The following is a 24599-nucleotide window of genomic DNA, read 5'->3' as shown; positions in this document are numbered from 1 at the left end:
CCGCTTACTCCTCGTCCACGCCGAATTTTTTATCGAGTCTGTTCATGCGCCACGCGTAGTGGAAGATCAGTGCAATGAACGTGAGAATAGAGCCTTGCTGCGCGAACCAGAAGCCCAAATCCGTGCCACCGATAGCAATTCCGGAGAGCATGGGGCGTAGAAGGATTGCGAAACCATAGGAAACGAGAGCCCATATGATAAGGCTCCCGAATATAAGGCGAAGGTTCGCCTTCCAGTACTGTTCAGCATCGTAGCTATGACCTGACATAGGATTACTCCTGTCTTGTTGTTTTTGGTATGTAGTAACTTTTTAGTGAGCTGAGCGAGCCAGAGAGTTTGTTATTCATGTTAGTACTCCCCCTACTTGTTCTCCTCTTTGACTTTACTGGTCAAGCGATTTATAGATATTGGCAAAAAGTCTAATTATGGGCTTTTGCTGTGACAGGCGTCTGTTTTTTAGGTGTTTCAAATAGTTAGATCACATGCGGTGTATGTTTTTTAGCCGGCGGTGGTAGCGCAGTTTATCGTGCAATTCCCTCAGGGTTTTCAGGCCGTCCTTGTGGGCTTTGTTCAGTGCAATCAGCGTTAGTTCGGCGGTTGCCAAAGCATCGGAAGCTGCGTGGTGTCTTGCACTGACTTCAAGGCCAAAAAAGTCGGCCCAGTTATCAAGCCCCTTGCCACTGGTATGGGCCTTTGGAAAGAATGCAGGTAGTAGGTCTGCTACGTCCATCCAGGTATGGTTCTTGGTGTATCCAAGCTCAGTTTTAAGAGTCTTTTCTAGAAATTTCTGATCGAATGCCGAGTGGTATGCAAGCACTGGGTCGCCATTCATCCATTCCAAAAGAAAAAGCAGTGCATCTTCGGTTTCATGGCCCTGGGTGAGGGCTTCCGTCCCGATTCCGTGAATCAATACTGTCTTTGTTATATCAAGCTCGGGACGCCTCAAAATCAGGTCGAACTGATCGCTGAGGTCGATGGCACCACCGGTGATGGCAACTGCGCCAACGGCGATGACCTCATCCTTGTTTGCATGCAAGCCGGTGGTCTCGAGATCCAACACAATCAAGCGGCACTCAGAGAGCAGCTGATCCCCCGGGCTTTTGGGATTAGGCATGTTCTCGGGCGGTATGTTGCTGTTTAGGCCTGCGCGGCGACGTTCAATCCATTGTCTGATTTGTTCCAACATGGGGCGACGGCCTGGGTTTAGAGTTGGTAGGTAATTTCGAGCTTTTGTTGCAAACGCTGAGCCTGCCGAAACGATTCACGGAGAATGCGCTTGTCCAGTGGATTCAGGTCGTCTGGGTCTATGTAGTTGGTGAGCTCTTCGCCCTTGTCGAGCATTTCCTGATGTGACCTCATGCGGATGGCCTGAATGAGGCTATACGCATCTTTCCACGCATTGGCGTCTTTGGCATCAAAAACGCCTTTCTGGGCAAGCTCATCCATCCTCTCAAGTGTGTTCGCGCTTTCCACTCCGTTGGCAAGCGCGAACACACGCACGGATTCCACGAAAGGTGCTAAGCCCTGGCGTTTCAGATCTAGGCTGCGCTTTTTACCGTCAGAAACATAACGGAAGTTGCGGAACATAGTCAGCGGCGGTTTTCTCTGAAATGCGTTACCCGCAAGCATCTTCTGAAACAGATCGTTCTTGCGGATTCTTGTGAGTACTCTTTCAAGGAGTTGGTGCAAAGAGTCGGTTGGGCCGAACACCGATCTCATATCCAGAAAGATAGATGAGTAGACGAGGTTTTGTGGAGTGGATGCATCAATGAAACGGATAAACCAATCATCCCATTCTCGATCGCTCAGGCACAGCTTGGGGTTGCTGGCCATGATGTTGCCCTTGCACAGAGTGAAACCGCATTCGGCGAGTTCGTCGTTGACGGTGCGGGCGAATGGCAGCAGCTTCTCACGTACCTGATCCTCTGTCATGCCTTCCGGGGTCTTGAACAGAATGCCGTTATCCTGATCGGTCAGCAGAGTCTGCTCCTGCCGGCCTTCGCTGCCAAAGGTGAGCCAGGTGAAGGGAATGCCGGGGTCATTTTTCTTGATATTCAGTTCCAGAACCCGCCGAACGGTGACGTCGTTGAGCGTGGTAATGATTTTCACAACCTGGCCGGAGTCAGCTCCGTGGGCCAGCATGGCATCCACTAGCCGGGATACGTCGGAGCGCAGGCTAACCAGAGTCCGTAGATGCGTTGCAGTGCCGATGGTGCGGGCTAGATTAACCAGATCGACTCGCTGCAGAGAGAACAGATCCCGTTCCGATACTATACCAATCAGTTTTTTCTCTTCATCCACCACGCAAAGATGGGCGAAGTGATGTTCTGCCATCAGCAGAGCCGCTTCGAACGCATCAGCTTGTGCTGTTAGGCAGCAGGGATCTTTCGTCATGAACTGGTGCACAGGGGCATCAAGACTGCCCGCATTCTCGGCAATCATCGTACGCAGGTCACGAAGGGTGAATATGCCGGTTGGGTGTCGGCTGTCGTCGGTGATCACAATGCTGCCTACACCGTTTTCATGCATGCGGGCGACCGCTTTACGCACGGACGAATCCGGCGAGCACACAATGGGGTTGCGAAGGGCGTAGCGTTCAAGAGGCGTGCTCAGTGATATGCTGGATCCCATGGACGCCATGGCGCCAGACTGAATGCGCTGATTTACTTGGTCGAGCAGGCTGCTGACACCGCGCAGGCAGAAATCACGGAATGACTCGCTTTCGGAAAACAGGGTAACGAAGGCGTCTTGCTCGATGCTCAGGCAAAACGTGTCTCCGGCGGCGCGGTGCAGTGTCCGGGTGGGCCGCTCACCTATAATGGCGGCCAGTGGAAAACACTCGCCAAGGCTGATCTCAAACGTGGTTTCGGTTTTGTCAGCTTTCTGGTTAAGGCGCTCGCCCCTGATCCGTCCCTGTTTAACGACGTAAAACTTTCTAACGATACCGTCGTCTGGCGATAGAACCACATCTCCGTCGGCATAGAATCTCAGCGTGGCATGCTCAGCAAAGTGGGCGAGGTGGTCTTCGTCCATGCTTGAGAAGGGGGCGTGCGCTTGCAGGAAGCCCATAATGGCGCGGGTGTTCTGCGGGCGTGTGCTGTCTTGGTTTGCTGCTGCCATAGCCGTCTCCGCTTCTTCGTTATTGTTGTCAGTAAACAGTGTAGATCACTGGGGTGTGTATTTACTCTACGGTTTTGGTCGCAAACCTGCGCAATCTTCCTGCTTTCTTTATGGGAAACGCGCCCGGTGGTAAGGTTCTACCATTCATTAGGTTATTGAAAGTACGGCCATGACTAGCAAAAATGATCGCCTCAGTTTTCTTGAGGCAATGAAGGACGTACGGCGCATCCGAAAATCCAATCGCGCCGAGATAATCATGCCCCGTGAACTGACGCCCGGCCACTTGGAGCGTCAGCGCGCTGCCGTGGAGAGACCACTCAAAGATGCTAACCCGCTGACCTCCGAGAATGTCGATCCCTTAACCGCGCTCGACATTCTCTGCTGGCAACGCCCCGGTATTCAGCATGGTGTTTTTCGCAAGCTCAAGCATGGGCAGTACGCCATTGAAGCAAGGCTGGATTTGCATCGGATGACCGTGGAGCTGGCGCGGCGAGAAGTATTCCAATTCATCGCCGATTGCGTTCGTTATGGATTGCGATCGGTCATAATCCTTCACGGCAAGGGAGAGCGTAACCCAGACGGCGTAGCTCAGCTCAAAAGCCACCTTGCTAAATGGCTGCCCGAACTCCCGAGCGTGCTGGCGTTCCACTCGGCCGAGAAGCGCCATGGCGGCACCGGGGCGGTTTATGTCATGGTGCGTAAAGGTGACCGGGACAAACAACACAATCGTGAGTTGCATGGTTCACCTTAGACCTGAGCCTTAAAGAGCCCGGCGCGTAAAGCTAGGCCAAGCAGTTGGAGAGAGCAGGAATGGCATTGAGCCTTATAGTTAATGGTGAGCAGCGCTCGCTGGATATCGAGGGAGACACGCCTCTTTTGTGGGTGCTGCGTGACGAACTAGGGCTCAAGGGCACCAAGTTTGGTTGTGGTGCCGGCCTTTGCGGTGCCTGCACCGTGCATGTGAACGGGCAGCCCGTGCGCTCCTGTTCAACACCCGTTGAATCAGTTTCTGGCGGCGAAATAACCACCATAGAAGGCCTAGGAAAGGGTGGGCAGTTGCATGCTTTACAGGAGGCGTGGGTGGCCCACGGTGTGCCGCAGTGCGGCTATTGCCAATCTGGCCAGATCATGAGCGCTGCCCATCTTTTGGCAACTAACCCGGCGCCCGCTCGGGACGATATTGTGGCCGCTATGACCGGCAATCTGTGCCGGTGCGGTACTTACTCGCGAATCATTGCTGCAGTGGAGTCGGTGGCTGGAAATTCTCTGGCATACGATGCGGCCGCTGCCCAGGAGGAAAACTGATATGGCGATGAACCGGCGGGATTTTCTCAAAGTAAGTGCCGGCACTTCCGGCTCCTTAATGCTGTCTCTTTCGCTGCCCGGTTGCTCCGGAATGCCAACTGGCTATACGCAGGAAACCGGCAAGTGGAAACCGGATGCCTGGCTTGAAATAACGAATAACGACGAGATTCACTTTACGTTGTCTCGTGTTGAGATGGGGCAGGGCACTTACACCGGGTTAACAACCCTGATCGCAGAAGAGTTAGAGGTTGATCCTGAAGCGATCACGCCACGGTTTGCACCGGTGGCGCCGGAATACCTTAACCCCGCGTATAAGCTGCAGCTTACCGGCGGCAGCACAAGCATCGCGACAAGCTGGGAGCCGTTACGCACAGCGGGTGCGTCGGCACGACAGATGCTCATTATGGCGGCCGCGAGAGTCTGGCAAGTTGAGGCGGGCGAATGTTCAGCGCGGCAGGGCCGGGTGATTCACCCCAATGGCCTCGATTCTATGCGCTATGGTCAGCTGGTAGAGCTGGCCTCCAAAGAAGTGCTACGCGGTGACGTCGCACTGAAACCGCCCAGTGAATGGAAGTACATCGGTAAGCAGAATGGTCGACTGGATGCGCGAGCCAAATCCACAGGCAAAGCTGTATACGGCATTGATGTTGAGCTTCCCGGTATGGTTTACGGCGTGGTAAGCCGTCCGCCCCGATACGGTGCGCGGGTCAAGGACTTCAACGAGAGTGAGGTCCGCGCCATGCTAGGTGTTCTCGACGTGTTTAAAATTGAGCGCGGAGTGGCAATTGTTGCCGACAAATACTGGCGAGCTCGCAAGGCTCAGGATGCGTTGAAAGTTGAGTGGGATAACACCGATGCCTTGTCGCTTTCCACCGACGAGGTTTTTGCTTCATACCGACGTGCTGCCGATGAGGATCGCGGAGAGTCTGAGCGCAGCGAAGGCGATTACGAATCAGCAGCCCGCGAAGCCGGGGACAGTAAGGCTGGGAAGCTAGTTGAAGCTGAATACAGTCAGCCTTATCTCGCTCATTCTACCCTAGAGCCCATGAACGCCACGGCGTGGTACAAAAACGACAGCATCGAAGTTTGGGCACCAACTCAGGCGCCGGATCTTGGCCGCATTGCTGCGGCTCGGGTAACCGATCTTTCCCCGAATGATGTCACGATCAATACCACGTTTCTCGGTGGCGGGTTTGGCCGTCGATTGACCCAGGATTACATCGAAGAAGCAGCGGCGGTGGCTTACCGGGTGAAAAAACCGGTGAAGGTGATCTGGTCACGTGAAGAAGACACTCAGCACGATTTGTATCGCCCAGCCATGTTGCATCGCATGTCGGCCGGCCTTGTGGGTGATCGGCTGACCGGTTGGCATCATCAGATCGTTGGCCCTCAGTTGTTGGACTGGTATGTACGTAACGCTGCGCCTGCGCAGTACCCCTGGGCACCAAAGTTCATGTACGACACGCTGGGTAAAGTTGGCTTGCTCGCCGAGGGTATTGCAACGCCCAAGGATATGTCTGCCATCGAAGGGGCCATAGGGTTCCCCTACAACGTAGACAATATTGACATCCGCCATACACACACGGACCCGGGCGTCCCGGTTACCTTCTGGCGATCCGTGGGCTACTCCCACAACGGTTTTGCTGTAGAGACCTTTATGGACGAGCTGGCTCACGAAGCGGGAGAAGACGCTTACCAGTTCCGCCGCAAGCTGCTGGCAGGCCAGCCCCGGCACTTGGAAGTTCTCGACAGAGCCGTTCGAATAGCGGGTTGGGACGGGCCTTTGGCTGAAGGTCGTGGTCGCGGCATAGCGGTGTTCAAGAGTTTTGGCACTTTCGTGGCGCAGGTGGTGGAAGCCGGTGTAGAGAACGGAACCATCCGCGTTTACAAGGTGGCTTGCGCCGTGGACTGCGGCCAAGTGGTTAACCCGCGCATTGTGGAAGACCAGATTGAAGGCGGGATCATCTTTGGTCTGACTGCAGCGCTTTATGGTGAAATCACCTTTGAGAATGGTCAGGTGAATCAAAGCAACTTCCATGATTACCAGTTGATGCGGCAATATGAGTTGCCCGAAGTGACGGTGGATATTGTTAAGAGCACTGAAGCGCCAACGGGTGTCGGAGAGCCTGGCGTGCCCCCGGTTATTCCGGCCCTGGGCAATGCGTTGTTTGCCTTAACAGGCAGGCGCCAGCGCAGCTTGCCTCTGAAAGCCGATGCGTGACGCAGCGCCCGCTTTGATGGCCGGCGGCCATGCAACGGTTATCAAAGACGTTCTATCATGGCTGGATCAGGGTAAGCGGGTGTGGTTGTGCACCATCGTGGAAACTTGGGGTTCGTCCCCCAGGCCGGCAGGTTCTTGGCTGGCGGTCAGCAATTCCGGGCAATGGAGTGGTTCGGTATCAGGTGGCTGTCTGGAAGAAGATCTTCTGCGCCGCACCGCCGAAGATGGTGCTGATTATCCCGTTGTTATCGATTACGGCATTACCGATAGCGACCGTGATGATTTCCAGCTGCCCTGTGGCGGTCGCATTCGATTACTGGTGGAGCCGTTGGGCGACACATCAAGTAAAAGCAGCACAGCAACTGAACATGTAAGGCAGCTGGCGGAGGCGCTAAACGATCGGGAGCCAGTGGTTCGCCGGGTCAGCTTGCATGCTGGTGCTGCCGTGCTTGAGCGCGCTGTGCCCGCTGCCAGCCCGGGCGTTGTATTTAACGGTGAAGAGCTGCTTCATACGCTGCAGCCAGAATGTAGGCTGCTCCTGATTGGGGCAGGCGAGGTGGCGCGCTACGTGGCTGAATTTGCGACCGCCGCCGATTTTACCGTTTCTCTTTGTGAACCGCGGGAAGCTTTTGCGTCGGGCTGGGGGCACCCTCATCTGCCGCTCGACCGGCGGTTACCAGACGACCTGATTACGGAATCGTTTGATGACCCCTGGTGCGGTGTGTTGGCGTTGGCTCACGACCCGCGAATAGATGATATGGGTTTGTTGGCTGCGCTGCAGTCACCGGCGTTTTACGTTGGTGCCATGGGCTCAAAACGTACGTCGGAGGCTCGGCGAGAGCGCCTTGCGTCACTGGGCCTTGATGACGCGGCACTGCGGCGCTTACGGGCACCGATCGGTATTAATATTCCCAGCAAAACCCCTGCAGAAATTGCCATTTCCGTTGTTGCTGAGCTGATCAAAGCGCGGCATCATTTGCGCACAACCCTCGAGCGATGCTCTTCACCTTTGGGAAGATAGCCCGTGTTTGATGTAAACCGATACGCTGTTGTTGCCGAATCCATTGTGGATGCCGGGCGTTTTCTTTATGGGCGCGGCTGGTCGCCAGCCACAAGCAGCAACTATTCTGCTCGTATCGACAGCGAACACGTTGCCATTACGGTGTCCGGACGCCACAAGGGGCAGTTGGGTGCGGGTGATGTCATGGTGGTAGACCTTCAGGGTAGCCCGGTACAAAGTGACTGCCGCGCTTCTGCGGAGACGTTGTTGCATACGACGCTGTATCAGGTATTTCCGGATGCTGGCGCCGTTCTTCATACGCATTCTGTCAATGCGACCGTTTTGAGCCGGCTTGTACCTGCGGGTGAACTCCTGAAATTTGAGGGCTATGAATTGCAAAAGGCCTTCGACGGCGTGAAGACCCATGAATCAGCCGTGACGGTTCCGGTGTTTGAGAACACTCAGGATATTGAAGCACTCGCCCGGCAGACCCATGAGTGGTTTCTCGAACACCCGGAACAACCGGGCTACCTGATCCGCGGGCACGGGCTATACACTTGGGGTAAAACCATGGCGGATTGCCTGCGACATGTGGAAGCCTTTGAATTTCTGTTTGAATGTGAACTTGCAACCATGAGGGTTCGCCCATGACGACTCTGAGTATTTTTGACGCGCACAACCCGGAAACGGCTCTGACGGTAACGGATAACCCCGCAGAAATCGGTCAGCTACTGAAAGATAAGGGTATCCGCTTTGAGCGCTGGCCAACGCAGGATTTGCCGGCCGATGCGACTCAGGAAAAGATTCTGGAAGCCTATAGTAGTGAGATCTCGAAGTTGAAGGCTGAAAGCGGTTTTCAGACCGCCGATGTGGTTAGCCTCAATCCGGACAATCCCCAGAAAGACGCCTTCCGGCAGAAGTTTCTGGATGAGCACACTCATAGCGAAGACGAGGTACGCTTTTTTGTGCGCGGGCAGGGCATATTCTATCTGCATCTTGGTGATCAGGTCTTTGCGGTTCAGTGCCAGAAAAACGATCTAATCAGCGTGCCTGAAGGCACACAACACTGGTTTGATATGGGCCCTGAGCCTGAGTTTACTTGTATTCGCCTGTTTACCAACACCGAAGGCTGGGTTGCAGATTTTACCGGCGAGGATATCGCCGTGCGCTTACCACGGTTTGAGGCATTGGGAGGAACCGCCGTATGATCCGGGTGATTCTTACGGATATTGAGGGTACAACCAGCTCAATATCCTTTGTGCACGACGTACTGTTTCCCTACGCGGCGGAGCACCTGCCGGCGTTTATCCGCGAGCAGCAGGCCTCCCCTGACGTTTCAGAGCAGCTTGATCTAGTGGCAGATGAATCCGGAGCGAATCGAAAAGATATCGAGGCGCTGATTAAAACGCTCCAAGGATGGATTCGCGAAGACCGCAAAGCGACGCCGCTCAAAGCGCTTCAGGGTATGGTCTGGGAACAGGGGTATCAGCAAGGCGAGCTTAAAGGCCATATCTACGAGGATGCCGCACAATATCTACAAAACTGGCACGACCGAGGGCTGCGTTTGTACGTTTATTCGTCGGGCTCGGTTAAAGCCCAAAAACTGATTTTCGGCTTTACCACGGCGGGTGATTTCACGTCGTTTTTCTCCGGGTACTTCGACACCCGAATTGGTGGCAAGAAAGAGCCGGAAGCCTACAGAAATATTCTCAAGGAGCTTGGTGTAGAAGCCGAGACGATACTGTTCCTCTCAGATGTTGAAGCTGAGCTGGAAGCCGCTGAAACTGCTGGTATGAAAACAGCTTGGCTAGTTCGCGACGGAGATTTGCCGAAGACAGGGCGGTTTGTCGCAAGAGACTTTGCCGAGGTGGATGGCCTGCTGAAAAGACGATAACGTTTTATTGACCAGCGGCTGGAGGTGAGCATGACAGGAGCTCGAACTGGCAAACTGTTTGTCTCGGCTGTGGTGGCGTGTTTGCTGGCGGGATGTAATCCGTTCTCGGATGCCCGTCCGATGATGGACGAATACGTGGAGCGGGTTGGCCGAGTTCTGGATGTGGAACCAGAGTTTTCGGACATTCCAGCATCCGAGCAAATGCCGAGGCGCCGCAACCGAGTGTTACCAATGCCTGAGCTGGAGTTGGGCATGCTGGACTTCTTGTCACTCTACCGCTGTGAACTGCAATACGTGGTTGGAGAGAAAAACTCTGTGATGGGCAAGGTGATGCAGCCCGGTAATCGCCTGCGCTACGAAGTTCGTTTTATCCGCACTGCCGGCGATTGCTTGATTACTGTAGATGAGGAAGGGCTTCAAGATGTTTTAAAGCAGGCCATCATCAGCAAGCGTGAATTTTTGCCTATCGCCATCTGGAACGCAACCTGGGGCGTGGAGGAAGTCGAAACGCTGTTCACACTCGCCAAAGGTGAGTATCCCGTAGAGGCTACAGACCCGCTCTCGGATCTTGCCCGGAACGCGCGCCAGTTAAACAAAGCAGTGACAGCGCTTTTAGAGCAAGATCTCGATGTGGATTTAGACTTTTTGGGTCAGGTGCATCAGCGCTGGCAGGCGGAATACCGAGCAGGCCAGCTGATCAATAGCGCTCATCTCGTCACGGCCCGCCTCGGGGATGCGACACATCTTATTCGCCAGCGCCTAGACAACCGCCCGCTGTGCTTGAACGGCAAACCCAATAACCAAGCTGACATTGTTCACGGCATGTTCTTCAGCATCTATATCGGAAAAATCCAGCCTTACCTCGCTGACCTGCGACGAGCTCGCACGGATCTAATAGAGCCGTTATCTGAATTGGCGGCGATGCAGGTTGATGTGATGCCGGCGCACTTCCAAGGATGGTATGAGTCAACGTTGGCGCTGAAGGGAAACAAAAGCATTTGGGCGAACCTGGATAAAGCCGTAACCGCCCACACCACAAGCTGGCAAACACTTCTTGAGCAGTGCGGGCTAAGGCCTGGAGTATAGGCGTAGGTTGCCCTTCTGCTAGCGTTGGCTTTCGGGCGTTACCCTGAGAATTTCCTCAACGGTGGTCAGGCCGTTGGCCACTTTTTGAGCACCGCTTAACCGCAGAGATTTCATGCCTTCTTTATAGGCGTCCCGGCGCAGTTGTTCCAGATCGCATTGGTCTGTGATCTGGCTCGTTAGTGCGCTTGAAAGCGTCATAATCTCGTAAACTCCCGCTCGGCCCATATAGCCGGTATTGCGACATTCTAAGCAGCCTACCGGTTGATGGAACTGTTTAGGCGGCGGTGCTTTCCAAGGTTTGGTCAGAGTCTGCCAGGCCTCGATGTCGACGGGAGCGGGTATTTTGCAGTGTGGGCACAGCGTGCGAACCAGGCGTTGGGCCATAACACCCAGCACGGTTGCGCGAATTAGATAGGGCGGAATGCCCAGCTCCATCATCCGGGTTAGGGCACTGGGTGCATCGTTGGTGTGCAGTGTGGAGAGCACAAGGTGCCCCGTCAGTGCAGCTTGCACCGCCATCTCGGCAGTTTCCAAGTCGCGGATTTCACCAATCATAATAATGTCCGGGTCCTGTCTCAGCAGTGCCCGGACGCCCGCCCCGAAGGTCAGATCAATATTGGTCTGAACCTGCATTTGATTAAACGCCGGTTCAACCATTTCGATGGGGTCTTCGATGGTGCAGACATTCAGCTCGGCAGACGCGATTTGTTTCAGCGTGGAATACAGGGTGGTGGTTTTGCCAGAGCCCGTGGGGCCGGTTACCAGCACAATTCCGTGGGGCCTTGAGGTTGCTTCTTGCCAGCGCTCGCGGTCTTCGCGGCTGAACCCGAGCTGCTCGTAGGATTTCAAGAGCACGTCTGGGTCAAAAATCCGCATCACCATTTTCTCCCCGAATGCCGTGGGCATGGTGGCTAGGCGCAGCTCCACTTCGCTGTTGTCGGGTTTGCGGGTTTTCAGGCGGCCATCCTGGGGCTTGCGCTTTTCTGCAACGTTCAACCGCCCCAGAATCTTGAGCCGGCTGGTAACGGCCATGCCCACATGCTCGGGAAATTCATAGACGTTATGCAACACGCCATCAATCCGAAAGCGAATGTGGGTTAGCGTACGCCGTGGCTCAATGTGAATATCCGATGCGCGCTGATCAAAGGCGTACTGCAGCAACCAGTCAACAATGCGCACGACATGCTGATCGTTGGCATCTGGGCTGTCACTGGCGCCCAAATCTAGTAGCTGCTCCAGGTTCTGGTGGCCTGCGCTGTTACCCGGAGCCTGACCGCCGCTGGCTTTACTGACCGAGCTGGCGAGCTGATAGAACTCGACCGTGTAGCGGCGGATATCCTCAGGATTAGCCACGACCCGGCGGATATCCCTACCCACGGCCTGGCGCAAATTGCCTTCCCAGTCACTTTTGAAGGGTTCGGCACTGGCTACCAGAATTTCTTCCTGGCCAATTTCTACAGCTAAAATGCCGTGGCGTTGGGCAAACGCGTAGGACATGACCCGGGCAATCGCCGGTGTATCTATTTTCAAGGGATCGATATGGTAATAGGACTGGTCTGCCCAGCGCGCCAGCCATTGTGTCAGCCGGTCGAGATCCAGTGTTTTGCCGGTGTTTTCACTGCTGAGAGCGGCAATGGCCACCAACTCCAATGGATGGCGCTTTGCGGCTTGGTTGCTGGCCGCCCCGAGGTTGGCAGAGAGCACCCGTTCTGCGTTGCGTTGGTTGATTTCGCCATCACTGACCAATGCCGTACAAATGTCCCGCAGAGTCAGTGTGCTCCGTGGCGGCGCAGGCGGTCGCGATGAATGCTTTGTGTTAGTGGGATTGGGCATAGAATCTCACTTTCCGGTATTGGAGCATGTCAGCCTGTAACCGGCCGGTTCACCTTTAGATGAACCATCGCCATGGTGAACAACGCGAAGGTAAGTGTCACGAGAATGACTGGGCCGGGTGCACCCTCGCTCAGCCAGGCGGAAACGACCGCTTGAGTGAAGTAAAAGATCACCACGAAGGCCAGCCAGATATAACCGCGATTGTCGCCACGGAACACAAGCATAACAAGCGCCAGCAGGGGGATGAGCTTGACCGATAGCATCAACACGATGGAAACCCCTTCAACCGGTGCAGGGTAAAAGGTTGTGATTACCAGGGTTACCAGTACTGCTAGATAGAGAAACTGGGTTGCCCGGGCGGTGTGTCGGGCTTTGGGGTTGTGAAGCATGGTCAGGTTCCAAAATAAGTAGGAGGTTTTACGTTGCGCCGTGGTATTTGTGTCAGTCTGCCAATTTAAGCGCCAGCTTTGCTAGGCGCTCTCCAAAGGACTGGCAAAGGGCTTTTTCATGTTTGCTCAACGGCTGCTGCTCAGCGGTTCCCGCCCAGTGTGAGGGGCCGTAAGGCGTGCCCCCGGTCGTCGTCTCACTCAGGTTTTGGTCTGTGTATGGCAAACCGCACAATACCATGCCGTGATGAAGCAGCGGCACCATCATGGTCAGCAGTGTAGTCTCCTGGCCTCCGTGCAGGCTCCCCGTTGAGGTAAACGCGCCTGCCGGTTTACCGACCAGTGCGCCGCTCAACCAAAGATCACCGGTGGTGTCCAGAAAGTGCTTAAGAGGTGCTGCCATATTGCCAAACCGGGTTGGGCTGCCAATGGCCAAGCCGGCGCAGTTGGCCAGGTCGGACTTGCTGGCGTAGGGCGCACCCGTATCGGGGACCTGTGGTAGCGAGGCTTCTGTATCTGGAGATACCGTAGGAACGGAGCGCAGTTTTGCTTCAATGCCGGCCACCCTTGCGACACCCCGGGCGATTTGATTTGCCAGTTCTGCGGTCTGGCCGTTGCGGCTGTAATATAAAATCAGAACATAGGGCCGATGCTCGGGCATTTTGGCTTCCTTCAGTTGGCGGTCGTACAATTAAAGTTCCTACTGTGTTGGTGGTGTTTCCAGGTAGCGTATTATCTCTGGTTCGATACCCTGTTCTGTGAGCAGTTCAAGAGCCTGGCGGAATTTTGAACAGCAGGGGTTGTGGAAAATCCGGATAGGTTCTGTCATGTTCGTGCCTGTTTGTTAAAATGGAGCTGCAATTAACTGTGGCGAGCAGTCTAACAGGAGGTTTTCCCGTGCAGAACCCTGTCATTTACCGGTTACCCCGGAGCGCAGCCGTTGCAGGTGTGCTGTTTCTAATGGCTTTGCTTGTTGGGTGTCAAAAAGTTGAGCTGGAGCGGGCTGAAGGCCCGAAGCTGGCGTGGAATGACCTTCGCGGCCAATGGGTGCTGGTTAACTACTGGGCTGAATGGTGCAAGCCCTGCTTGGAAGAGATCCCAGAGCTGAACGAACTGGATAAGGCGCCGGACATTACCGTTCTTGGTGTGAATTTTGACGATGTGAAGGGTGAAGCTTTGGTGGATCTCGGCAAGCGCATGGGCATTGAATACACCATGCTTGTGCAGGATCCGGGCCCGGAATTTAAATGGGAGCTCCCGATTGCGTTGCCGGCTACCTTTGTTGTGAACCCCGATGGGGATCTTCTGGAGGCCCGTTTTGGACCTCAGACAGAAGAAGATATACGGGCATTGATTGGCGGCTGAATGCTGAAGGCTCTTTCAGGTGCTCTTTTTCAGAGACGCTTTACGCACTCTAATGAATATACATGCAGGAATAACCTGACGTTATGTCGCAGACTTTTGTACACCTTCGCGTGCACTCTGAACACTCCCTGGTGGATGGTTTAGTTCGTGTAAAGCCACTGGTTAAGCGGGTAGTCGAGTTGGGCATGCCGGCTGTGGGGATTACAGAACAGTCCAACATGTGCTCGTTGGTGCGGTTTTACAAGGCGACCACCGGTGCCGGCGTAAAGCCTGTTATTGGCGCAGATCTCTGGCTGGAGAATCCTGATGAACCGGAAAACCCGTTCCGACTGACATTGCTGGCCCGGGATAACGATGGTTATCTCAACCTCACAGAAATTATTTCCCTCGGATATACCGAAGGACAGCGCTACGGCAAGCCGATTATCCAGCGTAAGTGGTTGGAGAGTAGGGCGGGCGGCCTGATTGCTATGTCTGGGGCCAAAATGGGTGATGTGTGTAAAGCATTGCTGGCGGGCAAGCCTGAACTGGCAAAAACTCGGGCCAAGTATTGGATGAACCTGTACCCAGAATCTTATTATCTGGAGTTGCAGCGCACCGGGCGGGCTGGGGATGAAGACTGCCTGCATATGAGTGTTGAACTGGCGCAGAGTCTCGCGCTGCCGGTTGTTGCCACAAACGATGTTCACTTTCTTAAGGCTGAGGACTTCGAGGCCCATGAAGCTCGGGTCTGCATCGGTGAAAGCCGGGCTCTGGACGATCCTCGCCGTGACCGCCGATTTAGCGACCAGCAATACCTTCGCAGTTCAGAAGAAATGGTTGAGCTGTTCAGTGATATTCCTGAAGCCATTCAGAATACTGTAGAAATAGCCCGGCGCTGCTCGGTGACTGTGCGGCTGGGTGAGTACTTCCTGCCTAATTACCCGATCCCAGACGGTCTAACCATGGACGACTACTTCCGGAAGGTCTCGGAAGAAGGGCTGGAAGACCGGCTGGCGAAAACACTCAGCAAGGACGATCCCGAATATGACAGTAAGCGGGAAGCTTATTACAAACGCCTAAATTTCGAGCTGGATATCATTATCCAGATGGGGTTTCCCGGCTACTTCCTGATCGTGATGGACTTCATCAAGTGGGCCAAGAACAACGGTGTGCCGGTGGGGCCTGGCCGTGGTTCCGGTGCCGGCTCGCTGGTGGCTTATGCTCAGCTCATCACCGATCTGGATCCGCTGGAATACGACCTGCTGTTCGAGCGCTTCCTTAATCCCGAGCGGGTATCTATGCCCGACTTCGACGTCGATTTCTGCATGGAAGGGCGGGATCGCGTTATTGCGTACGTGGCTGAAAAATATGGCCGGGAAGCGGTTTCCCAGATCATCACTTTTGGAACCATGGCCGCGAAGGCGGTAGTGCGGGATGTTGCCCGCGTTCAGGGTAAGTCTTACGGCCTCGCCGATAAACTGTCCAAAATGATTCCCTTTGAAGTGGGCATGACGCTGAATGTTGCCGTTGAACAGGAGTCCGCGCTCAAAGAGTTTCTGGAGCAAGATGAAGAGGCCCAAGAAATCTGGGAAATGGCACTTAAGCTTGAAGGCGTGTGCCGGAACGCGGGTAAACACGCCGGCGGCGTGGTTATCGCACCTACCAAGATAACTGATTTTTCCCCGCTTTATTGCGATGCCGACGGCGGCAGCCTCGTCACCCAGTTCGACAAAAACGATGTAGAAGAAGCTGGGCTGGTGAAGTTCGACTTTCTTGGTTTGCGAACGCTCACCATCATCGATTGGACGCTGAAGATGATCAATCCACGGCGGGTGAAGCGCGACTTACCGCCGCTGGATATCAGCGAAATACCGCTCGTAGATGCCCGCTCATTCGACATGCTGAAAAAGGCTGAGACCACTGCCGTATTCCAGTTGGAATCCCGCGGCATGAAGGACTTGATCCGCCGGCTGCAGCCAGATTCCCTAGAGGATATGATTGCACTGGTGGCGCTGTTCCGCCCCGGGCCGCTGCAATCGGGCATGGTTGACGACTTTATCGACCGTAAGCACGGCAAGCAACCGGTGTCGTTCCCGCACCCAGATTTTCAATACGACGGCCTGAAGCCGGTTCTGGGGCCCACCTACGGGGTTATCCTTTACCAAGAGCAGGTGATGCAGATTGCTCAGGTAATGGCGGGCTACACTCTGGGTAATGCGGATATGCTACGCCGCGCCATGGGCAAGAAAAAACCCGAAGAAATGGCCAAGCAAAAGCAGTTTTTCCTGGATGGCTGCGAAAATAATGGCATCAACAAAACCCTCGCGGAAAACATATTTGATCTGGTTGAGAAGTTTGCCGGCTACGGCTTCAACAAATCTCACTCAGCTGCTTACGCGTTGGTGTCTTACCAGACGCTGTGGCTGAAGGCGCACTACACCGCCGAATTCATGGCCGCGGTACTGACTGCGGATATGCAGAACACCGACAAAGTCGTGATACTGGTAGAGGAGTGCCGCAACCTTAAACTGGATCTGGTGTTGCCAGATGTCAGCAGCTCAGAATATGCCTTTACCGTTAACGATGAAGGCCAGGTTGTTTACGGCCTTGGCGCCATCAAAGGATTGGGCGAGGGGCCTATTCAGGCCATTGTGGAGGGCAGGGCCGATGGCGAGCCTTATCAGGATATTTTCGATTTCTGCCGCAAGGTAGATCTTAAAAAAATCAACAAGCGTGCCATGGAAGCTATCATCCGCTCCGGTGCCATGGATAAACTCGGAGCCAGCCGCGCCCAGCTTATGGCCAGTGTGCCGAAAGCGGTACAGCAGGCGGGTCAGCAATCCCGCAACGAATCCGTGGGCATGGTGGATATGTTCGGGGAAATGCTGGAAGCCGGTGATGGTGGCGATCCGTATGCAGATGTAGCCGATATACGGGAATGGCCTGAAAAGCAGCGACTGAAAGGTGAAAAAGATACCCTTGGTCTATACCTTACAGGGCACCCGTTCGACGAATACGAGCGGGAAGTCCGGCGTTTTGTGCGCTCATCCATTGCCGATCTCAAGCCCAATAAATCACCTCAGCGGGTTGCTGGGTTGGTAATTGCGCAGCGAACTATGAAAACCCGCACAGGTTCTACCATGTGCTTCATTACGCTGGATGACCGGAGTGCGCGAATTGAGGCTACGTTGTTTTCGGAAGCCTTTTTTGAGAACCGGGAGCTGCTGCAATCGGATGAGGTGATTGTGGTTGAAGGTCAGGTAAGCCACGATGATTACTCTGGCCAGATGAAAATGCGTGTGAATTCCGTAATGAACGTGCCCAGCGCGCGCAAGCAGTTCAGCCGAGGATTGAAATTAAACCTCCACGCTGACCAACTGCAAAATGGCCTGCTGGACAAAATTGATAGCACGCTGAGGCCGTTTCGCTGTGATGGCAGCCCGGTCTGGATTGAATATAGTAGCCCAGAGGCCAGCACCCGGATTGAACTGGGAGAGGCTTGGCGAGTGCAGCCAGACGACAATTTGTTGATGGAGCTGAAGCATCTGGTGGGCGACCAGTGCGTGGAACTGGTCTATGATTAAGTGACTAAGGCAAAGAATTGCGCGGGAAATTAAATATTTGTCAGATTGCGGGCTCATACCAATGTCCGCTTTAGCCATGACCCGCGCGCTGCTATCTTTGTACCAAATTCTGTATTGGCGGAGCGCTGTCCCGCTTGGCGATAAAATGATGGAACATCATGAACCCTAATTATTTGGATTTCGAACAGCCGATTGCCGACCTTGAAGCTAAGATTGAAGAGCTTCGTATGGTAGGCAACGACACTGATATTAATATTTCTGATGAAATTACCCGGCTGAAGAAGAAAAGCGTCAGCCTGACCGAGAGCATTTTCTCGGATCTGCATCCTTGGGACGTTGCTCGCCTTGCTCGGCACCCGCGTCGCCCCTATACCAAAGACTATATCGAAATGATCTTCGAAGATTTCGATGAGCTCCACGGCGACCGTCGGTACGCAGACGATCAAGCCATCGTGGGCGGTACCGCGCGGCTGAACGATAAACCTGTAATGATTGTCGGCCATCAAAAAGGCCGCGAAGTGCGGGATAAGGTTAAGCGCAACTTTGGCATGCCACGCCCCGAAGGGTACCGCAAAGCCTTGCGCCTGATGGAGATGGCAGAGCGCTTCAGAATGCCCATTCTCACATTTATAGACACCCCGGGCGCTTATCCCGGCATAGGTGCTGAAGAGCGAGGCCAGAGTGAGGCGATCGCGTTCAACCTGGCGGTGATGTCCCGGCTCAAAACGCCCATCATTTCTACTGTGATCGGTGAGGGCGGTTCTGGCGGTGCACTGGCCATTGGCGTGTGCGATCAGCTAAACATGCTGCAGTACTCCACCTATGCAGTTATATCGCCCGAAGGGTGCGCGTCCATTCTCTGGAAAAGCGCCGAATATGCTTCACTGGCAGCAGAGGCTATGGGTGTGACTGCAGATCGCCTGAAGGATCTTGGGCTGGCGGACAACGTTATCTCTGAGCCTCTTGGTGGCGCCCATCGCAACCCCGAAAAAACGGCTGAAGCCCTGCGTGAAACCTTAGCAAACGGTATGGCCGAACTTAGTCGGCTGCCTCTGGATGAGCTGGTATCCCGGCGGTATGAGCGGCTAACCCGCTATGATACCGGGCGCTAAGCCCGTACCTGGGTACGCCTTTTCGGAGACTTTGAGTGCGCCGGTAAAAGCCGTTTCTGGATACCGGCGGCTCTGGGTTGCCCTCAGTGGCGGCCTAGATTCTACCCTCCTTCTGCACCTTGCTGCGCACTGCCACCCTGGCATACGGGCGGTGCATATCAATCACCAGCTTCAAGCCAATGCCGGTGAGACGGAAACCTTCTGCCGGAACCTGTGCGCCGAGCTGGGTGTGCCTCTTACGGTTCAACCGGTGACGGTTGAGCTCGGCAGCGGCCCTGGTGAGGGGCTTGAAGAAACGGCTCGCAAGGCCCGCTATCACGCTTTCGAGGCAATTCTTGAGCCTGGCGACGTTCTGCTAATGGCCCATCACGGTGATGATCAGGCCGAAACGGTGCTCTTCCGTATGTTCCGTGGCAGCGGCGTGGCTGGTCTTGCAGGTATGCCGCAGAGTCGCCCGTTGGGGCGCGGCCACCTTGCCCGGCCATTGCTGGACTTTGAGCGATCAGAGCTTGAGCGCCACGCACATCTGGCTGGGATTTCATGGGTTGATGACCCCAGCAATACCGATCAACGGTTCGACCGTAACTTTCTTCGCCTTGGTATTCTGCCCGCGCTGAAAAAGCGCTGGTCGGGGTTGAATCAGCGCCTTCGACACACTGCGAGCGCGTGTTCGGAAAGTGATTTTTTAAATCAGCAGCTGGCGGAATTACAGTGGCGGGGGTTGGGAGCGTATGAGCGACGCCTGCCGGTCGCAGGATTAAACGCCCTTTCTCTCGCGGAACAGAAAAACCTTCTGCGCTGGTGGATCCGGCGTGCCGGATATTCTTCCCCTTCAATCAATGACTGGTCGCAGGTACTGCATGATCTATTGCAGGCGGCGGAAGACCGATCTCCCGAGTTACGGGCAAACGGTTTTAGTCTGCGGCGCTTCCAAGGCGAGCTTTACCTAGACCCCGAATTGCCTGATTTGCCGCACGAGCCTGTGCTGCTGGAGCCAGGCCAGCCAGTTAGCTGGGGCGAGTGGACAATCAAGCTGATGCCAGTAGCTACAGAAATAACGGACGTGCAGCCAATACGAATATGTACGAGGCAGGGTGGAGAACGCTTACGTTTTCGCTTGGATGGCCCCTCTAAATCGCTCAAAAAATGGCTTCAGGAACAGGCAGTTCCACCCTGGGAAAGGGGTCGTTTACCCCTGGTTTTCAAGGGCCTGGAGGGTGAAGAAGAGCTGATCGCTATTGGCGATTTGTGGTGTTCTGAGCAATACTCGGGAAGCGCGCCTGAGGCAGTCTGGCAGCTGATGGTAGAGCGGGATTGTAATTGAGTCGTTGAGGGCTTTCTGGTAGTCTGGCGTCCCATCTTGAGATGACAATCTCCCTCCTTCACAGAACCTGATAATCATGGAATCTGCATGACGCGTTATATTTTCGTCACCGGCGGTGTTGTGTCCTCACTGGGGAAAGGAATCGCATCAGCCTCCTTGGCTGCGATCCTCGAGGCACGGGGCCTGAAGGTTACTATCCTCAAGCTGGACCCGTACATTAACGTGGACCCAGGTACCATGAGCCCGTTCCAGCATGGTGAAGTCTTTGTTACCGAAGACGGCGCTGAAACAGACCTCGATCTTGGCCACTATGAGCGCTTCATCCGCACGCCGATGAGCCGTCGTAATAACTTTACCGCCGGTCGTGTATACGAAGAGGTTATCCGCAAAGAACGTCGCGGTGATTATCTTGGTGGCACCGTACAGGTTATTCCTCACATCACTGATGAGATCAAACGTCGTGTGGTTGAAGGTGCAGCCGGCGCCGATGTGGCTCTGGTTGAAGTAGGTGGAACCGTTGGCGATATTGAATCCCTGCCGTTTCTTGAGGCCTGCCGCCAGTTGAAGGTTGAAGTGGGCTCCAGTCGCGCGCTCTTCATGCACCTGACATTGGTGCCATACATTGCCACGGCTGGCGAAATCAAAACCAAACCGACCCAGCACTCTGTGAAAGAAATGCGTTCCATCGGTTTGCAGCCAGATATTTTGCTGTGCCGCTCCGACCATGAGGTCGACGTTAGTTCGCGCCGGAAAATCGCTCTGTTCACGAACGTTGAAGAGCGTGCCGTTATTCCGATGCGCGATGCCAAGTTTATTTACGCTATTCCCCGCATGCTGCACGAGCATGGACTGGACCAGCTGGTTGTCGAGCACTTCAGGCTTGATGCCCGCGAGGCGGATCTTAGTGAATGGGATAACGTCGTCGAAGCACTGATGAACCCGGAGCACGAAGTGACGATTGCCATGGTCGGCAAGTACATGGAGCTGCTCGAGGCCTACAAGTCGCTGATAGAATCTCTGCTCCATGCAGGCATCAAGACTCGCACCAAGGTAAAGATCAATTACATTGATTCTGAAGATATCGAGCGCGACGGTACTCAAGCGCTCGACAGTGCGGATGCGATCTTAGTTCCTGGCGGCTTCGGCGAACGCGGTGTAGAGGGCAAGATCCGCACCGTGCAATATGCCCGTGAGAACAAAGTGCCTTATCTGGGTATCTGCCTGGGTATGCAGGTGGCCGTTATTGAATACGCCCGTAACAAGGCGGGCTTAGTGGATGCTCACAGTACCGAGTTCCGTGAGCACACGCCGGAGCCAGTGATTGGTCTGATGACTGAGTGGCTGGACTCTACCGGTGAGCGCGAAGAGCGCACCGACAATTCCGATCGTGGCGGCACCATGCGCCTGGGCGCTCAGGATTGTGTACTGACCGAAGGCTCGAATATTGCCAATTGCTACGGTAAAAAAACCATTCGCGAACGCCACCGTCACCGTTACGAGGTGAACAACCACTTCTTGCCGCAGCTAGAAGCGGCAGGCCTGCAGGTTACTGGGCGTTCCACTGATGGCAAGCTAGTAGAGGTGGTGGAAGTTGAAGACCACCCTTGGTTTGTTGCCTGCCAGTTCCACCCCGAATTCACCTCCACTCCTCGCGACGGCCATCCGCTGTTCAAGGGCTTTGTGGAAGCAGCTCTGGCGAACCGTAAGGAATCCCGGTAATGGCTCAGAGCACCGTTACTGTTGCTGATATCGATATCGCTAACCACAAGCCATTTGTGCTGTTTGGCGGTATGAACGTTCTGGAATCCCAGGAGCTGGCATTCGAAGTTGCTGAAGCCTACGTTGAGGTGTGTCGCAAGCTGGGCATTCCCTATGTATTCAAAGCTTCTTTCGATAAAGCGAATCGTTCTTCGGTGACGTCTTTCCGGGGGCCAGGGCTCGATAAAGGCTTGCAAATACTGGCTGATATTAAGAGCAAGTTCGGTGTTCCGATTATTGCCGATGTGCATGAACCGGCTCAGGCGGCGCCTGCGGCAGAGGTGTGTGACATCATCCAGTTGCCCGCATTTTTGAGCCGCCAGACGGACCTGGTGGTTGCCATGGCGGAAACCGGCGCGGCGATCAATATCAAGAAAGCCCAGTTTTTGGCCCCACATGAGATGAAGCACATCATCACCAAATGTGCAGAGGCCGGAAACGACCGGATTATCTTGTGCGAGCGTGGCAGCAGCTTTGGGTATAACAACCTTGTAGTGGACATGCTCGGCTTTGGCATCATGAAATCCATGGATGTGCCGGTTATGTTTGATGTGACCCACTCATTGCAAATGCCGGGTGGCCGCTCAGATTCTGCCGGTGGGCGCCGTGCTCAGGTAACAGATCTCGCGCTGGCGGGAATGTCTCAGGGGTTGGCGGGGCTGTTTTTAGAGGCGCACCCGAACCCAGATGAAGCTAAATGCGATGGCCCTTGTGCACTGCGGTTGAGCCAGCTGGAGCCTTTCCTGCAGCGGGTCAAGGCGGTTGATGATCTTGTGAAGAGTTTTAAACCTATCGACACCGCCTGAATGGCGGTGTTTGTTTTTTAGCTCTTGATCTAACTTTTATAATGACCTTTGTAATTGAACACTTGGAGACTCCCTAGAATGACCAAGATTGCCAATATTAAAGCCCGTGAAGTTCTGGATTCCCGTGGCAACCCTACTGTGGAAGCGGACGTGATTCTGGAAGACGGTACTCTTGGCCGTGCTTGCGCACCGTCCGGTGCCTCGACAGGCTCCCGTGAAGCGCTGGAACTGCGTGATGGCGATGCGTCTCGGTATCTTGGTAAGGGCGTGCTTAAGGCAGTTGAGACCATTAACAGCAAAATTCTTGAAGCCCTGAAAGGCAAAGATGCAGCCGACCAGCGTGGGTTGGACAACATCATGTTGGAGCTGGATGGTACTGAGAACAAAGCTAATCTGGGCGCGAACGCTATTTTGGCTGTGTCATTGGCAGCGGCGAAAGCGGCAGCGGAGTCTCTGGGCAAGCCGCTCTACGAGCATATTGCTGACATCAACGGCACTTCAGGCAAGTTCAGCATGCCGGTGCCGATGATGAACATTCTGAACGGTGGCGAGCACGCGGATAACAATGTAGATATCCAGGAGTTCATGGTGCAGCCGGTTGCTGCTAAGAGCTTTACAGAAGCCTTGCGTATTGGTGCCGAGATTTTCCACAGCTTGAAGAAAGTGCTGAAGTCTCAGGGTCTGAACACCGCGGTCGGCGACGAAGGTGGCTTTGCTCCTAACCTGCCATCCAACGAAGCAGCTTTGGCTATTATCCAGGAAGCTGTTGAAAAGGCGGGTTACAAGCTGGGTAAAGACATTACCCTAGCTTTGGATTGCGCCGCTTCCGAGTTTTACAAAGATGGCCAGTACGTATTGGCTGGTGAAGGCAAGAGCTTTGATTCTGCGGGCTTTGCCGATTACTTGGCGGGCCTTGCCGAGCGTTACCCCATCGTATCTATTGAAGATGGCATGGACGAAAGCGATTGGGACGGCTGGAAAGTGTTGACCGACAAGATCGGGGACAAAGTACAGCTGGTGGGCGACGATCTGTTTGTGACCAACACTAAAATCCTTAAGCGTGGTATCGACACGGGTGTGGGCAACTCCATTCTGATCAAGTTCAACCAGATTGGCAGCCTTAGCGAGACTTTGGATGCCATCAAGATGGCGCAGGATGCAGGGTTTACTGCAGTGATTTCACATCGTTCCGGTGAAACGGAAGACACAACCATTGCGGATCTTGCGGTTGCTACCTGTGCGGGCCAGATCAAAACTGGGTCTCTTTGCCGTTCTGATCGTGTTGCCAAGTATAACCAGCTGCTGCGCATTGAAGAGGTGCTGGGTAGCAAGGCACCTTATCGTGGCCTGAGCGAGATTAAAGGGCAGGGCTGAGATCAGAGGTCGTCGTGTTTCGAATGAAAATTCAGTCACGATGGCCTGATTGCCCAAGCGGTTAGGTGAATTTGTTGCTAATCTACTCTAAGGTCTATACTCAACGCTTAGTGTTGAATTTTTGATCGGTTAACTCCTGAACGGAATCGGTATTGATGAAGTTGCTCTGGGCTTTCATGGCTGTTCTGATTCTCATGCTGCAGGTGCGCCTGTGGGTCGGGGAAGGCAGCTTTGCGCAGGTCTGGACGTTGGAAAAGTCGATTGCCGAACAGCGTGAGGGGAATGCCGAGCTGGCTACCCGTAATGAGCGCCTGTATGCGGAGGTGCGTAACCTTCGTAACGAGCAGGGCGCGGTGGAAGAGCGGGCGCGGATGAACCTTGGCTTGATTCGCGATGATGAAACCTTCTTTCTTGTTATTGAGCACTGACCTTCCGCTCTCCAGACTTCA

The 24599-nt window shown here is 54.5% G+C and carries 22 protein-coding genes and 1 pseudogene; 16 read left to right on the top strand and 7 right to left on the bottom strand.

Annotated elements, in window-relative coordinates:
* Positions 1 to 4 precede the first annotated feature (4 nt).
* The 3 genes from CPH80_RS07895 to CPH80_RS07885 form a co-directional block, all read right to left on the bottom strand.
* Positions 5 to 268, bottom strand: a complete 264-nt coding sequence (locus tag CPH80_RS07895) for a DUF4212 domain-containing protein (RefSeq protein ID WP_096276710.1) — start codon at positions 266 to 268, stop codon at positions 5 to 7.
* A 210-nt stretch (positions 269 to 478) separates the two neighbouring features.
* Positions 479 to 1186: a PolC-type DNA polymerase III gene (locus tag CPH80_RS07890; protein WP_096276708.1), complete on the bottom strand. Its 708-nt coding sequence runs from the start codon at positions 1184 to 1186 to the stop codon at positions 479 to 481.
* A 17-nt stretch (positions 1187 to 1203) separates the two neighbouring features.
* On the bottom strand, positions 1204 to 3120 hold the full coding sequence (locus CPH80_RS07885; RefSeq protein ID WP_096276706.1) for a putative nucleotidyltransferase substrate binding domain-containing protein: 1917 nt from the start codon (positions 3118 to 3120) through the stop codon (positions 1204 to 1206).
* 169 nt (positions 3121 to 3289) lie between these two features.
* Between CPH80_RS07885 and smrA the strand changes: the two genes are divergently transcribed.
* The 8 genes from smrA to CPH80_RS07845 are packed head-to-tail and all read left to right on the top strand — an operon-like array spanning position 3290 to position 10626.
* The gene (gene smrA, locus CPH80_RS07880) at positions 3290 to 3871 is read left to right on the top strand and encodes a DNA endonuclease SmrA (RefSeq protein WP_096276704.1); all 582 of its coding nucleotides are present in this window, start codon (positions 3290 to 3292) and stop codon (positions 3869 to 3871) included.
* A gap of 59 nt (positions 3872 to 3930) precedes the next feature.
* Positions 3931 to 4425, top strand: coding sequence for a (2Fe-2S)-binding protein (locus tag CPH80_RS07875; protein ID WP_096276702.1), 495 nt, complete (start codon positions 3931 to 3933; stop codon positions 4423 to 4425).
* Position 4426: 1 nt separating this feature from the next.
* Complete coding sequence (locus CPH80_RS07870; RefSeq protein WP_096276700.1) at positions 4427 to 6646, top strand: xanthine dehydrogenase family protein molybdopterin-binding subunit; 2220 nt, start codon at positions 4427 to 4429, stop codon at positions 6644 to 6646.
* Positions 6639 to 7667: an XdhC family protein gene (locus tag CPH80_RS07865; protein WP_096276698.1), complete on the top strand. Its 1029-nt coding sequence runs from the start codon at positions 6639 to 6641 to the stop codon at positions 7665 to 7667. Before CPH80_RS07870 ends, CPH80_RS07865 begins: the two co-directional genes overlap by 8 nt.
* Positions 7668 to 7670: 3 nt before the next feature.
* Positions 7671 to 8297: a methylthioribulose 1-phosphate dehydratase gene (locus tag CPH80_RS07860; RefSeq protein WP_096276696.1), complete on the top strand. Its 627-nt coding sequence runs from the start codon at positions 7671 to 7673 to the stop codon at positions 8295 to 8297.
* Positions 8294 to 8854, top strand: coding sequence for a 1,2-dihydroxy-3-keto-5-methylthiopentene dioxygenase (locus tag CPH80_RS07855; protein ID WP_096276694.1), 561 nt, complete (start codon positions 8294 to 8296; stop codon positions 8852 to 8854). Before CPH80_RS07860 ends, CPH80_RS07855 begins: the two co-directional genes overlap by 4 nt.
* Positions 8851 to 9540, top strand: coding sequence for an acireductone synthase (gene mtnC, locus CPH80_RS07850; protein ID WP_096276692.1), 690 nt, complete (start codon positions 8851 to 8853; stop codon positions 9538 to 9540). The genes CPH80_RS07855 and mtnC overlap by 4 nt, the downstream gene beginning before the upstream one ends.
* 30 nt (positions 9541 to 9570) lie before the next feature.
* Positions 9571 to 10626, top strand: coding sequence for a DUF3080 domain-containing protein (locus CPH80_RS07845; protein WP_096276690.1), 1056 nt, complete (start codon positions 9571 to 9573; stop codon positions 10624 to 10626).
* Positions 10627 to 10644: 18 nt separating this feature from the next.
* On the opposite strand, the gene CPH80_RS07840 is transcribed toward CPH80_RS07845, so the two are convergent.
* The 4 genes and pseudogenes from CPH80_RS07840 to CPH80_RS23315 all read right to left on the bottom strand — a co-directional run.
* Entirely contained in the window at positions 10645 to 12459 is a 1815-nt protein-coding gene (locus CPH80_RS07840; protein ID WP_096276689.1) for a GspE/PulE family protein, read from the bottom strand.
* 29 nt (positions 12460 to 12488) lie between these two features.
* Positions 12489 to 12848, bottom strand: a complete 360-nt coding sequence (locus CPH80_RS07835) for a DUF2069 domain-containing protein (protein ID WP_096276687.1) — start codon at positions 12846 to 12848, stop codon at positions 12489 to 12491.
* A gap of 52 nt (positions 12849 to 12900) precedes the next feature.
* The gene (gene wrbA / locus CPH80_RS07830) at positions 12901 to 13506 is read right to left on the bottom strand and encodes an NAD(P)H:quinone oxidoreductase (RefSeq protein WP_096281485.1); all 606 of its coding nucleotides are present in this window, start codon (positions 13504 to 13506) and stop codon (positions 12901 to 12903) included.
* Positions 13507 to 13551: 45 nt separating this feature from the next.
* Positions 13552 to 13674, bottom strand: a pseudogene (locus tag CPH80_RS23315) (arsenate reductase (glutaredoxin)); the annotation flags it as partial.
* 131 nt (positions 13675 to 13805) lie between these two features.
* Between CPH80_RS23315 and CPH80_RS07820 the strand changes: the two are divergent.
* The 8 genes from CPH80_RS07820 (at position 13806) to CPH80_RS07785 (ending at position 24578) form a co-directional block, all read left to right on the top strand.
* Entirely contained in the window at positions 13806 to 14210 is a 405-nt protein-coding gene (locus CPH80_RS07820) for a TlpA family protein disulfide reductase (RefSeq protein ID WP_096281483.1), read from the top strand.
* An 83-nt stretch (positions 14211 to 14293) separates the two neighbouring features.
* The gene (dnaE, locus tag CPH80_RS07815; RefSeq protein WP_096276685.1) at positions 14294 to 17776 is read left to right on the top strand and encodes a DNA polymerase III subunit alpha; all 3483 of its coding nucleotides are present in this window, start codon (positions 14294 to 14296) and stop codon (positions 17774 to 17776) included.
* A 158-nt stretch (positions 17777 to 17934) separates the two neighbouring features.
* Positions 17935 to 18888: an acetyl-CoA carboxylase carboxyl transferase subunit alpha gene (accA, locus tag CPH80_RS07810; RefSeq protein ID WP_096276683.1), complete on the top strand. Its 954-nt coding sequence runs from the start codon at positions 17935 to 17937 to the stop codon at positions 18886 to 18888.
* A 31-nt stretch (positions 18889 to 18919) separates the two neighbouring features.
* On the top strand, positions 18920 to 20212 hold the full coding sequence (gene tilS / locus CPH80_RS07805) for a tRNA lysidine(34) synthetase TilS (protein ID WP_227520408.1): 1293 nt from the start codon (positions 18920 to 18922) through the stop codon (positions 20210 to 20212).
* A gap of 87 nt (positions 20213 to 20299) precedes the next feature.
* Positions 20300 to 21931: a CTP synthase gene (locus CPH80_RS07800; RefSeq protein WP_096276679.1), complete on the top strand. Its 1632-nt coding sequence runs from the start codon at positions 20300 to 20302 to the stop codon at positions 21929 to 21931.
* The gene (kdsA, locus tag CPH80_RS07795; RefSeq protein ID WP_096276678.1) at positions 21931 to 22776 is read left to right on the top strand and encodes a 3-deoxy-8-phosphooctulonate synthase; all 846 of its coding nucleotides are present in this window, start codon (positions 21931 to 21933) and stop codon (positions 22774 to 22776) included. Before CPH80_RS07800 ends, kdsA begins: the two co-directional genes overlap by 1 nt.
* A 78-nt stretch (positions 22777 to 22854) precedes the next feature.
* A complete protein-coding gene (gene eno / locus CPH80_RS07790; protein WP_096276676.1) occupies positions 22855 to 24150 on the top strand; it encodes a phosphopyruvate hydratase in 1296 nt (431 codons plus the stop codon).
* A gap of 155 nt (positions 24151 to 24305) precedes the next feature.
* Positions 24306 to 24578: a septum formation initiator family protein gene (locus CPH80_RS07785; RefSeq protein WP_096276674.1), complete on the top strand. Its 273-nt coding sequence runs from the start codon at positions 24306 to 24308 to the stop codon at positions 24576 to 24578.
* Positions 24579 to 24599: the final 21 nt, after the last annotated feature.

The sequence above is a fragment of the Marinobacter sp. LV10R510-11A genome (assembly GCF_900215155.1).
Taxonomy (GTDB): Bacteria; Pseudomonadota; Gammaproteobacteria; order Pseudomonadales; family Oleiphilaceae; genus Marinobacter.
Note: the sequence above shows the minus strand (reverse complement) of the source record. Positions and strands in the feature narration are given on the sequence as shown.